General features: G+C 70.8%; 8 protein-coding genes and 1 tRNA gene. 5 read left to right on the top strand and 4 right to left on the bottom strand.

Annotated features, from left to right (window positions below):
* The first annotated feature begins 121 nt into the window (after positions 1-121).
* Both AB3M34_RS11600 and AB3M34_RS11605 read left to right on the top strand, forming a co-directional pair.
* Complete coding sequence (locus tag AB3M34_RS11600) at positions 122-1,066, top strand: aldo/keto reductase (RefSeq protein WP_370614008.1); 945 nt, start codon at positions 122-124, stop codon at positions 1,064-1,066.
* A 9-nt stretch (positions 1,067-1,075) separates the two neighbouring features.
* The gene (locus AB3M34_RS11605) at positions 1,076-1,264 is read left to right on the top strand and encodes a DUF5703 family protein (protein WP_370614009.1); all 189 of its coding nucleotides are present in this window, start codon (positions 1,076-1,078) and stop codon (positions 1,262-1,264) included.
* A gap of 37 nt (positions 1,265-1,301) precedes the next feature.
* Here AB3M34_RS11605 and AB3M34_RS11610 read toward each other — a convergent pair whose 3' ends face one another.
* Complete coding sequence (locus AB3M34_RS11610) at positions 1,302-2,624, bottom strand: M20/M25/M40 family metallo-hydrolase (RefSeq protein ID WP_370614010.1); 1,323 nt, start codon at positions 2,622-2,624, stop codon at positions 1,302-1,304.
* A 137-nt stretch (positions 2,625-2,761) separates the two neighbouring features.
* Between AB3M34_RS11610 and AB3M34_RS11615 the strand changes: the two genes are divergently transcribed.
* Positions 2,762-2,847: transfer RNA gene (locus AB3M34_RS11615), tRNA-Leu, on the top strand.
* A gap of 198 nt (positions 2,848-3,045) precedes the next feature.
* On the opposite strand, the gene AB3M34_RS11620 is transcribed toward AB3M34_RS11615, so the two are convergent.
* Together AB3M34_RS11620 and AB3M34_RS11625 are read right to left on the bottom strand one after the other, a co-directional pair.
* A complete protein-coding gene (locus tag AB3M34_RS11620; protein WP_370614012.1) occupies positions 3,046-8,514 on the bottom strand; it encodes a hypothetical protein in 5,469 nt (1,822 codons plus the stop codon).
* A gap of 157 nt (positions 8,515-8,671) precedes the next feature.
* Positions 8,672-9,172: a hypothetical protein gene (locus AB3M34_RS11625; RefSeq protein WP_370614014.1), complete on the bottom strand. Its 501-nt coding sequence runs from the start codon at positions 9,170-9,172 to the stop codon at positions 8,672-8,674.
* 109 nt (positions 9,173-9,281) lie between these two features.
* On the opposite strand from AB3M34_RS11625, the gene AB3M34_RS11630 reads away from it, so the two are divergent.
* Together AB3M34_RS11630 and AB3M34_RS11635 are read left to right on the top strand one after the other, a co-directional pair.
* The gene (locus AB3M34_RS11630; RefSeq protein WP_370614016.1) at positions 9,282-10,244 is read left to right on the top strand and encodes a TIGR03885 family FMN-dependent LLM class oxidoreductase; all 963 of its coding nucleotides are present in this window, start codon (positions 9,282-9,284) and stop codon (positions 10,242-10,244) included.
* A 2-nt stretch (positions 10,245-10,246) separates the two neighbouring features.
* Positions 10,247-11,923, top strand: a complete 1,677-nt coding sequence (locus AB3M34_RS11635; RefSeq protein WP_370614017.1) for an alpha-amylase family protein — start codon at positions 10,247-10,249, stop codon at positions 11,921-11,923.
* An 18-nt stretch (positions 11,924-11,941) separates the two neighbouring features.
* On the opposite strand, the gene AB3M34_RS11640 is transcribed toward AB3M34_RS11635, so the two are convergent.
* Positions 11,942-12,097 carry a hypothetical protein gene (locus AB3M34_RS11640; protein WP_370614019.1) on the bottom strand — a complete coding sequence of 52 codons (156 nt, stop codon included), beginning with the start codon at positions 12,095-12,097 and terminating at the stop codon, positions 11,942-11,944.
* Positions 12,098-12,231: the final 134 nt, after the last annotated feature.

Consider the following 12,231-nt stretch of genomic DNA (forward strand, 5'->3'; position numbering starts at 1 on the left):
CCCGCTCCCCTCTCGATGGCATGGCGAGCCTAGCGGCACGCATGTGCAGACCTCGACTAGCCTTCCGACAGGGCCATCGGACGGGCCGCCACGCGAGGAGAGCTGTCTCCAGAGGAGAGAGATGCACGAACGCTTCGTCGGGCGCAGCGGGCTGGCTGTGTCGAGGATCGGGCTCGGCACCGCGTCGTGGGGCCGCGACACCGACCAGCACGAGGCCGCCGAGCTCTTCCGGCTGTTCGTCGACGCGGGCGGCACCCTCCTCGACACCGCCGCGTCGTACTCCGCCGGGGACAGCGAGTCCCTGCTCGGCTCGCTGGTCGCCGACGTCCGACGCGACGACGTCGTGCTGGTCTCCAAGGCCGGCTCCGGTGCCGGCGCACGACGGCCGGGGACGTCCCGAGCCGCGATGCTGGACTCCCTCGACGCCTCGCTCGCCCGGCTCGGGACCGACCACCTCGACGTGTGGCTCGTCCAGGGCTGGGATCCACGTGTCCCGGTCGACGAGACCCTGGGCGCGCTGGAGCACGCGGTCACCACGGGACGTACCCGCTATGTCGGTGTGTCGAACTACACGGGTTGGCAGACCGCGTACGCCCACACGCGCCAGGCGATGCGTGACCTCGGGGCGCCGGTCGTCGCCGCCGAGGTCGAGTACTCCCTGCTCGCCCGCCAGCCCGAGCGCGAGGTGCTTCCCGCCGCTGCCGACCTCGGGTTCGGGGTGCTGGCGTGGTCCGCGCTCGGCCGGGGTGTGCTCACCGGCAAGTACCGGTACGGCATGCCTGCCGACTCCCGCGCCGCGTCCGACCACCTCGCCGGGTTCGTCGAGCCGTACCTCGACGAACCCGCTCGCCAGGTCGTCGAGGCGGTCTGCCGCGCCGCGGACGGGTTGCAGCTCACGCCGCTCGAGGTCGCGCTCGCGTGGGTCCGTGACCGACCTGGTGTCGCAAGCGCCCTCATCGGGCCCCGTACGGCGGCACAATTGAAGGCGGCCCTGGCAGTCGAGGAAGTCACGTTGCCGGTGGAGATCGTCGAGGCGCTCGACGACGTGTCGGTCGAGTGGATCTGACGGGAGGCTGTGTTGGCTGAGTACGAGTTCCAGCGGTTCTGGTTGCCCCGCACGGAGTCGCGCCAGACCGTACGCAGGCTGCTGACCGACGCCGCCGAGCACCACGGCTGGGAGCTCGACCGTCTCCGGCTGTTCCCGGACGGGCGCCGCCGGGTGACACTGCGGCGCCGCGTGATCCGCGTCCGCAGCACGCTGTAGCACTCTCCGTGGGGCCCAACGGAAAGTGCCGGCCAGGCTAGGCCAGGTCGAGCAGCCGGTGGAAGACGCGTGCCCCGAACTCCAGCGCATCCGTCGGGACACGCTCGTCCACCCCGTGGAACAGCGCCGTGAAGTCGAGGTCGGCAGGCAGCCGCAGCGGCGTGAACCCGTACGACCGGATGCCGAGGCGGTCCCACGCCTTGGCGTCGGTGCCCCCCGACATGAGGAACGGCGCGACGTGCGCCTCGGGGTCCTCGGCGTGCAGGGCGACCGTCATCGCGTCGACCAGGTCGCCGCTGAACGGGTACTCCAGCGCCGGCTGGAGCGTCATGGGGTCGATCCTGACCGCGTCCCCGGCGAGCGCGCGCACCTCGGCGAGGAACGTGTCCTGCTGCCCCGGGAGGAACCGGCCGTCGACGTGCGCGGTCGCCTCCCCCGGGATGACGTTGACCTTGTAGCCGGCGTCGAGCATCGTCGGGTTGCTGATGTTGCGCATGCCGGCGCTGATCATCCGCGCGGCCGGTCCGAACTCGGCGAGCAGCTCCTCGACCGACGCGTCCGTTGCGCCGGTCAGGTCGCGCACCTTCGCGAGCAGGCTCTGCATCGACGGCCCCGGCGCGTACGGCCAGTCGTGCTCGCCGATCGCCGCGACGGCCTTCGCGATGGCGGTGACGGCGTTGTTTTCGCGCACCATCGACCCGTGCCCCGCCGTGCCCTGGGCGGACAGCCGCATCCAGGCGAGCCCTTTCTCGCCGGACTCGAGGAGGTACAGGCGGCGGCCGCCGACATGCGTGGAGAATCCGCCGACCTCACCGACGGCCTCGGTGCAGTCGGCGACGAGATCGGCGTGGTGGTCGACGATCTTGTGCGCGCCGTGGACCGAGCCGGCCTCCTCGTCGGCGGTGAAGGCGAGCACGATCGTGCGCCGCGGGGGCATGGCAGCCCGCTGGCGAGCCCGCACGACCGAGAGGACCATCGCGTCGAAGTCCTTCATGTCGACGGCACCACGGCCGTACAGGTAGCCGTCGACGATCTCGCCGGCGAAGGGGTCGTACGACCAGTCGGCGGCCTGCGCCGGGACGACGTCGAGGTGACCGTGGACCAGCAGCGGTGGCAGCGCGGGGTCGGTGCCCTCCCAGCGCGCGATCACGTTGGTCCGTCCGGGCGTCACCTCGACGACCTCCGAGGCGATCCCGACCTCGGACAGCAGCTCGGCGACGTACTCGGCCGCCTTCCGCTCCCCCGGGCCACGGTCGTCGCCGGTGTTCGTCGTGTCGATCCGGATGAGGTTCCGGCAGATCTCCACGACCTCTGCGGCAGGGTCGACGGGCAGGGTCTGAGGTTGGGCGGCGGCGGTCATCCCCCCATCCTGCCCGCCCTGACTGCGTTGTCGCGAACAGGCGCACCCCCGTTTGGAGTTCACCACCAGGGGTTTGCTAAAGTTCTGACGCACGGTGAACGACGCGGTCGTACGACGGCGGCGGGCACCGACACCCAGTCCGGGTGGCGGAATAGGTAGACGCGCTAGCTTGAGGTGCTAGTGCCCGTATTAGGGCATGGGGGTTCAAGTCCCCCCTCGGACACACCTGAGAAGTGGCCTCTGATCTGCGGAAACGCAGTCGGGGCCACTTTGCATTTGCGGCCAGGGAGCACATGCGGCCTACGGGGCGCACCGATGACACGCTCATGAGGGTCAGACTGCTGCACGAGCGGGTGACAGATCGGTCAGGCAGCGAGTGCTGCTTGTGGGGTCATGATTCTCGAGCTCGATGGGGGAAGACTCAGTCCGTGACACGGTCACGCCGAGACCGGCGCAGGAGTGCGGTGCCGCACGCGAGCGCCGAGAGGGCGAGCAGGACGAGCCACGCGATCGCGGGAGCGCCGGTCGATGGGAGCCAGCCGTCGCCATCGCCGCCATTGCCATCGCCGCCACCGCCGACGTCGTCCGCGTCGTCGGCGTCGTCGGCGTCGTCCAGCTCCGGCGCCGTCACCTGAATCGTGTCGTCACCGCTGGCGAGAGCAGCTCCGTCGGCGACCGCGGACGCGACGTTGCGCACTTCCTCGCCGGCATCGTCGGTCACCCGTGTGGTGACGACGATGGTGTCCTGCGCCGACGGTGCCAGCGTATCGATGACACACCGGACGGTCGTGCCGTCGCCGCCTGCCGACGTGGCGCACCGGTCGTCGGCCTCCCTGAGCTCGAGGCCACGCGGCAGCCTGTCCGAGACGACGACGTCCTCGAGCGCGGACGGTCCGGCGTTGCGCACGTCGAGCGTCCACCTCACGTCGTCCCCGACGCCCACCCGCGAAGCGGACGCACGCTTGTCGATCGAGAGCTGCCCCTCCCTGACGAAGACCACGCGAGCCGTGTCCGCGTCGTTCCCGGCCACCGGGTCGCCGGTGGACGAGGTCACCCGCATCGTGTTCTCGACGACGGTGCCGTCGGCGATGCCCGGGTCGCTGTCGACCGGCACCACCAGGGTCAGCGAGCTGCCCGGCATCAGCTGGGGGATCTGGCAGCGGAACCTCACGCCCCCGGTGGCGCAGTCGGGCGTTCCCCGCCCCCCGCGCACCAGTCCACCGGTCAGGCCGACGGCGGGCCCCTCGTCCTCGATCAGGATGTCGTGGGCCGCCGAGGGCCCGTCATTGCGCAGGACCATGGTGTAGGTCAGCTGCGAGCCGGCCACGACACGCGTCGCGGACGGCGTCTTGGTGATCGAGAGGTCGGCGGACGCCTCCACGTCGGTGGTGACGGACTCGGGGTCCTGGGGCTCGGGGTCCGGCTGCTGCGACTCGGCCCCGGCGACGTTGTGCACCTGGGAGCCGTCACCGAGTCCCGGATGCACGAGCGCGCTGACCTCGAAGGACGTGCCGTCGCCGGGCGCCAGGGCTCCCTCGACGACACACGCAACCGCAGCCGGGTCGGACTCGCTCGGGGCGCATCGATCATCCGAGTCCTCCGGCACGAACGACGTCAGCGGAGGCAGGACGTCGCGCGCGGTCACGCCCGTGGCCACCGACGGCCCCTCGTTGACCAGCGTGATCGTGTAGGTCATCGACTCACCGGCGACGACGGTGGCGGGTCCGGTCTTCGTGACGGTGAGGTTCGCCGACGGGGTGAGCAGCGTCCGGCCGAGCACGGTGTCGTCCGAGGTGTCCGAGTCCGCCGTCGCGGAGTCGACCGTGGCCACGTTCGAGACCGTCACGCCGAGTTCGCCGACCGGCACCGCGTCCGCCGGTGACGGCGTCACGACGGTGACCGTCACCGAGTCGCCCGCCGCGATGTCGCCGAGATCGCAGTCGGCCGTGGTTGCCGTGGTCTCGCAGCTCCCGACGGACGGGGTGGCCGATCGCAGCGTCAGGGGCGCCACCACCTCGTCCACCACCGTCGCTGCCCTCGCCACGGACCGTCCCTCGTTCGTGACGGTGATGGTCCACGACACCGGCGAGCCCGCAGCCGTCGGCGACGCGGTCTTGGTGACGGCGAGGTCGGTCTCGGCCGAGATCACGGTCTCGGCGCTCGCGGTCGCCCGCGCGCCTGCCACCCCGGAGGTGAGCACGGCCGAGTTCTCGACCGTGCCGTCCAGGTCCACGGACGACGTCACGGCGATGGTCACCGGACGCTCGTCGCCGGCTTCCATCGTGCCGAGGTCGCACGTCACCACCTGCGCCGCAGCCGCGCAGCCGTCGGTGCTCCCGTCCGCGTCGAACGTGATCCCGGCCGGGAGCGTGTCGACGAGGGTGACGTCCGTGGCGGTCGAGGGTCCGTCATTCCCGGCCAGGAGCTCGTAGCTGAAGGCGTCGCCCGCGACGACGGCGTCGGGGACCGACTCCTTGGCGAGGCTCAGACCGTTGACCTGCCGGACGTCGACGGTGCCCGAGCCGTTGACGCGGTCGCCCTGCGGGTTCTCGACGGTCACGTCGTTCACGAGCGGTCCGGCGGGCTGCCCCGCTGCGACGCGCCCGGTCACTCGGACCACGACGTCGTCTCCCGAGTCGATCGACCCGAGCGTGCAGCTCAGGGTCTCCAGCTCGCACGTGGCACCCGGGGCGGACAGGGAGGTGACGGTGAAGCCGGACGCGGGCTCCTCGTGGACCACCACGCCCTCGACGCCCGAAGGTCCTTCGTTGGTGACGGTGACGTCCCACGAGGCGTCGGCGCCGGCGGTCACCGTGTCGGTCGTGGGCTCCTTCTCCACGGTGAGCGTGGACGCGCGGTTGACCGGCGTCGTCTCGGGCGCCTCCACGGAGGAGCCGGAGGCGTCGGACAGAACCGCGGTGTTGACGATCTCGTCGCCGGGCGCGGCGGCCGGGTCGACCGTGGCCGTCAGCGTGATGGTCACCTGGTCGGACGCGTCGGGGTCGGGAGGCAGCGTGCCGAGCTGGCACGTCACCCTGCCGTCGGCGACCTCGCAGGTCACGCCGTCCGGAGCGTCGACGACCGGGTCGCTGAGTCCCGCCGGCAGCGTGTCGGTCAAGGTCACGCCCGTGGCGGTCGAGGGGCCGAGGTTGACCGCGTCGAGCGTGTAGGTCAGCCGCCCCCCGGCCGGCGCGGTGACCCCGGCGTCGTCCTTCGTCAGCTGGAGGCCGGTGGTAGCAGCGACCTCCACGGTGTCGGTGTAGGTGTTGTCCTCGTCGTAGTCGTCGGGATCGCCCGACTCGGCGCTGACCAGGTTCTCGATCACGGTGCCGGGCGCCGTCCCCGGGTCGACGCGACCCGTCAGCGTGATCGTGGACGTCTCATCGCCGGGCAGCGAGTCGATCGCGCACTCCATGTCGCCCTCGAGGATCGCGCAGGTGCCCTCGGGCCCCTCGGTAACGGCGGCCGAGGTCCACGTGACGCCGTCCACGGCGGGGTCGGTCACCACGACGTCCCGGGCCCTGGTGAAGCCGTAGTTGTAGACGTCGATGGTCCAGGTGACGTCCTCCCCGGCGACCACGGGCTCGTCCCCGGCGTCCTTGCTCACCTCGAGGTCCACGTACCGCCAGACCGCCCGGCTGTTCTCGGAGGCGTTGTCGGACTCGTCCGGATCGGGCTCGTTGCCCGAGACCCGGGCCCGATTGGTGATCGAGGTGAGGGACTCCGGGACGTCGAAGACGGCGAGGAAGCTGGCCCGCCCCAGCTCGCCGGAAAGCTCGCCGTCCGCCGTGCACGTGACGATCCCGTCCGCCTCGGCACACTCGGGCGACGACTCGTCCGGGTTGAAGGTCGTGCCCGCCGGCACCTCGTCGGTAACCGTGACGCCTGACGCGTTCGACGGCCCGTCGTTCGTCACGGTCAGGAGGTACTTCACGTACAGTCCGGCGATGGGCTCGATCTCCACGGTCTTCAGCAGGTCCAGGTCGGCCGACCGGGTCACGTCGACGTCCACCGACGCGGTGTCGTTGCCCCCGCTCGTGTCCTCCCCGCCCGTCGTGGTGACCGTGGCGCGGTTCGTGAGGGTCGTCCCGGCCGCGACCGACGCGTCCACGGCGGCGGTCACCGTGACGGTGACGGACTGTCCGGCGCCCACCACGAGCTGACACCTCAAGGGCACCAAGGTGCACGGGACGTCCGTCCGGACCGCCTGCACTCCGCTGGGCAGCACGTCGGTGAGCGTCACGTCGGCGGCCGAGGGGCCGGAGTTCCGGACCACCAGTGTGGACTTGAACTCCTCGCCCGCGTGGACGGTGGAGACCTCCGCCGACTTGGTCACCGACACGTCGGACTGGCGCACGACACTGAACTCGACGCTCGCCAGGTTGTTCCCCGGCACGGGATCGTCGATGCCCGCGGTGACGACGGCGGTGCTGGTACGGCTGCCTTCGGTGGCGTTGGGCAGCGCGCGGTAGACCAGGGAAAGCTCGCGCACGTCCCCCGACTCGAGCCCGAGGACGGAGCAGGTCACGGTGGCGCCCGCGACCGTGCACCCGGGAGTGGACTCGTCCTCGGAGAACTCCAGGCCGGCGGGGACGGTGTCGGTGACCTCGGCCGCGGCCACGCGGTCGGGACCGAGGTTGCCGACGCGGACCGTGAGGGCGATGGGCGCGCCCCCGGCCAGCACCGTCTCCGCCGCTGCGGACTTCTCGATCACGAGGTCGGCGACCACGAGCACGGAGATGGGCGCCGTGCCCGTCTGGCCGACGACGGACGTGCCCGGCGGCGCCGACCCGCCAACGTCGATCGTGAAGCGCCCGCTCGTCTCGGGCACGTCGACCCCGTAGCTGAGGGACACCTGCCCCCCGGCCGGAACCACGATGGCGCCCGCGAAGGTGAGCACCGAGCCCGCGAGCGTCGGGTCGGCCGTGGTAGCGCCGGTCGTCGACCCGGGACGGTAGGAGAACCCGGTCGGCAGGGTCGCCGTGATCGCGTCCAGCGTGACCGGCTCGGACGTGGGGTTGAACGCGGTGAGCGTGTAGCCGTTCGCCGCGCCGGCCTCGCTGACCGGATCGTGCGCCCTGGCGGTGATGTTCACCGGGGCCGCGCCGGAGGGCGAGAAGAGGGTGGACCAGGCGTAGGTCGCGGACTCGCCGGCACCGAGGTTCACCGGCCAGCTGACCGCGATGGCGTTGTCGACGTACTCGCTGCACCGGCACCTGTTCGGCAGGGCGTCCTGGCTGTCGACGGCGTTCCAGACCTCCTGGTACGTCCCCTCGAGATACTGGCTGCCGCCCGTGCGCGGGGTCACCTGCTCGACGCCCGCACCGGGAAGCGTCGAGGTCGAGCACGCGACCGCGGCGCCGGTGACCCGGCCGTAGCCCAGCGCCGAGCCCTCCAGCTGGCAGTCGCCCGCGGTGTAGACGTGGCCCCGCTGGACGCCGGCGCTCCCGTTGGTGATCCGCACGGTCGTCTCATACTCCTCGCGCCCCTCCACGTACGAGTCGCGCTGGGTCACGGTGACCCCTGCCCCGTTCCTCACCACCGTCACGACCACGTACGGATCGGCCGCGGTCCCGCTGCCGAGCGGGGCGCTCTGGCTGACCGGCGTCCACCCAGTCTTCGTCATCGGGACCCCGCCGCCGACGAAGTCCTCCGGGCCGAACAGCGTGCCGTTCAGTGCGGCGAAGGTGCCGCACGAGTAGCCGGCGAACCACTGGCGGGAGCCGTCGCGCTGGACGTTGCAGTTGAGGTCGCTGGTGGTGATGATCTCGGTCAGGGGACCGTCGGACTCGATCGCCCCTGACGCGGGCGCCGGCGTCAGGACGACCAGCAGGGCGACGACCAGCGAGGCGACTGCCGAGCCCAGCACCGCAGGCGTTGGTCTCCTCATCGGCGTCTGTCCTCCCGAGGACCGATCGTATGGAACGCCATCCATCTCAGTTATAGACCGGTCGGCGCGACTTGGCGCACCCAAGAGGTCTCGAGCAGAGTCCCGAGGGCGGGACCCAGCTGAGCCGGCAGTGTCTCCTGAGGGCCGGCGCCGCCGTCTACGACTCGCTGAACGTGCGGGTCCAGATCACCGATTCGTCCGAGTTGAGATAGGTCCACGTCGCCGTCGGACTCGTGAACCCGGCACGCTTCATCTCGGGAGCGACCTGGGTGTCGAACGACGCCTGCAGGACCGCCACCGACGTGTCGAGCTGCTCTTCGACCCGGTCCGCGTCGAGAAGCTTCGAGTAGACGTAGACGTACTCGATACCGTTCGGGTAGATCGGCTCGATGCGGATCTCGGAGTACATCCCGTTGAAGCTGCCGAACTGGGAATCGATCTGGCGCTGTGCTGCCGCGGCGAAGGCGTCGACCTCCGACCGGGACAGGCCGTCGCTCGAGTCGTCGCCTTCGACCTTCTCAGCGGTTGCCGACGCTGACGGATCGTCTGGACGCTCGTCTGGCTGCGTCGTCGCGTCCGTGGCCGAGCCGCAGCCGGACAGCAGGATCGCCGCGACGAAGCCGCCGACCGTGGCGGCAACAGACGTGCGCGTGAACATCAGACTCTCTCCAGCCTTCGGCGATCAGATCCTCGCAGAGGATACCGGCAGCACCGCGGGCGCGACCGGCGGTCTGCGCGGGCGCGCGTGATCCGGTTGTGTGGGACGCATGACGCGATACGGCTTCCACGCCAGCCACGAGCAGATCGCTCCGCGCCAGCTGCTCACCGACGTCCAGCACGCCGAGCAGGCGGGCTTCGAGATGGCGATGTGCTCGGACCACTTCTCTCCCTGGAGCCGCCGGCAGGGGCACTCGGCCTTCGCCTGGTCGTGGCTCGGTGCCGCGCTCGCCACCACGGACCTGACGTTCGGCGCCGTCAACGCGCCGGGCCAGCGCTACCACCCCGCCGTGGTCGCCCAGGCGGTCGCCACCCTCGGCTCGATGTTCCCCGGCCGCTTCTGGGTGGCGCTCGGCAGCGGTGAGGCCAGCAACGAGCACATCACCGGAGACGGATGGCCGCGCAAGGAGGTGCGTACCCGCCGCCTGGAGGAGTGCGTGGACGTCATCCGGCGGCTGCTCGACGGCGAGGAGGTCAGTCATGACGGGCTGGTCACCGTGGACCGCGCCCGGCTCTGGGAGGTTCCGGAGCCGCGCCCCCGCCTGGTCGGACCCGCTGTCTCGCTCGGCAGCGCCTCGCGGGTCGCCGCGTGGAGCGAGGGCATGGTCACCGTGAACCAGCCGACCGACCAGCTCCGACGCATGGTGGCGGCCCACCGCGAGGCGGGGGGCAAGGGACCGCTCGCCCTGCAGGTGCACCTGTCGTGGGCGCCGACCGAGTCCGAGGCGGAGCAGGTCGCGCACGAACAGTGGCGGAGCAACGTTTTCGGTGCGCCCGTGTCGTGGGACCTCGAGACTGCGGAGGCCTTCGACACCGTGTCGGCGGACGTGACGGTGGAGAAGGTCCGCTCGGTGGTCGACGTCTCCGCGGACCTCGGGTGGCATCGCGAGCGGCTCGCCGCGTACGCCGACCTGGGCTTCGACGAGATCTACCTGCACCACGTGGGCCAGTCGCAGGAGCGCTTCATCGACGCGTTCGGCGAGCACGTGATCCCCCAGCTGAAGGGAGCCTGACCATGGCACGGAGCGTGAGCACCGGTGACCTCTGGTGGAAGAACGCCGTCATCTACTGCGTCGACGTCGAGACCTACTTCGACTCCGACGGGGACGGGGTCGGCGACCTGGTCGGGCTGACCAAGCGCATCGACTACCTCGCCGAGCTCGGCGTGACCTGCCTGTGGCTCATGCCGTTCTACCCGACTCCTGACCGCGACGACGGCTACGACGTCACCGACCTCTTTGGAGTCGACAGCCGGCTGGGCACCCACGGCGACCTCGTCGAGCTCGTCCGGGCGGCGGACGACCGGGGAATCCGGGTGATCGCCGACCTCGTCGTCAACCACACCTCGGCGCAGCACCCGTGGTTCAAGGCGGCACGACGCAGCAAGGACAACCCGTACCGCGACTACTACGTGTGGCGCTCCGATCCCCCGCCGGACACCTCCGACAAGGTCGTCTTCCCCGACAAGGAGGACGGCATCTGGTCGTACGACGAACGCACCGGCGAGTGGTACCTGCACCACTTCTTCTCCCACCAGCCGGACCTGAACTTCGCCAACCCCGCCGTACGCGAGCACATCGCGAAGTCGCTCGGGTTCTGGCTGCAGCTCGGGCTGGCCGGCTTCCGCGTGGACGCCGTACCGTTCCTCATCGCCGACGTCGACACCGCTGCTGACGACGTACCCGGTGACCCCCACGCGTACCTGAAGGCGCTGCGGTCGTTCCTCGGCCGGCGTCGCGGCGACGCGATCCTGCTCGGTGAGGTCAACCTGCCGCACAAGGAGCAGCGCGCCTACTTCGGCGGCTCGGACGGCGACGAGCTCACGATGATGTTCGACTTCATCGGTATGGAGGCGCTCTACCTGTCGCTGGCTCGCGAGGACGCCCGGCCGCTGGCGAAGGCGCTCAAGGCGCGACCGAAGATCCATCCGGACTGCCAGTGGGCGACGTTCGTGCGCAACCACGACGAACTCACTCTCGACAAGCTCTCGGAGTCCGAGCGGCAGGAGGTCTTCGCGGCGTTCGGTCCCGAGCCCTCGATGCAGCTGTACGGTCGCGGCCTCAAGCGCCGGGTCCCGCCCATGATGGGGGGCGACCCTCGACGGGTGCGGATGATCTACAGCCTGCTGTTCAGCCTTCCCGGGACCCCGACGCTGTACTACGGCGAGGAGATCGGGATGGGCGAGGACCTCGAGGCCGAGGGTCGGATGGCGGTGCGAACCCCGATGCAGTGGGAGCCGACCCGCAACGGAGGGTTCTCGACGGCGCCGCCGCGTCGGCTGATCCAGCGGATGGTGCCCGACGGCTACGGGCCCGAGCACGTGAACGTGGCGGACCAGAAGCGCGATCCCGACTCGCTGTGGAACTTCATGCGTACGCTCGTCCAGACCTATCGCGAGTGCCCCGAGCTCGGCTGGGGCGAGTTCACGGTGCTCGCGCAGCCGCACAGGGAGGTGCTGGCCCACCGGTGCCACTGGGAGGGCAGCTCAGTCGTCGCCGTGCACAACCTGTCGGCGCAGCCGGCGAGCACCCAGCTGGCGATGGATCCGGGAGACCTCGCCGCCGACGAGCCGGTCTGGCTCGAGGACCTGATCGCCCATGAGGCGCTCGAGGTCGGGACGGACGGAACGGTCGAGCTCGCGCTCGACGGCTACGCGCACCGCTGGCTCCGGGTGCGGCAGGGCACCCCGTAGCGCCAGGCTGCCGCGCCGCTATGCCCTCCGCCGGCCTCTCATGACGACGAACGCAGCGACGGCGGCTATGGCGGCGATGACCAGGACGATCCCGCCGACGGTGAACAGCAGCTCGTCGCCTCCCGGTGCGAGCGGGCTGAGCTCGGTGGCACCGATACGGACGCCCTTCGACATCTTCTCAGCTCCTCCACGACGAGCACGCAGCCGCCCGGGACGCGCAGCCAGCGCTGAGCCTATGCGACGCGAGCCGTTTCCTGCAGTGGACGAGGTCCGTTCTCGCAACGGTGTCGGCTCGGAATCGGGGCTGG

This window comes from Mumia sp. Pv4-285 (genome assembly GCF_041320275.1).
In the GTDB taxonomy this organism is placed as follows: Bacteria; Actinomycetota; Actinomycetes; order Propionibacteriales; family Nocardioidaceae; genus Mumia; species Mumia qirimensis.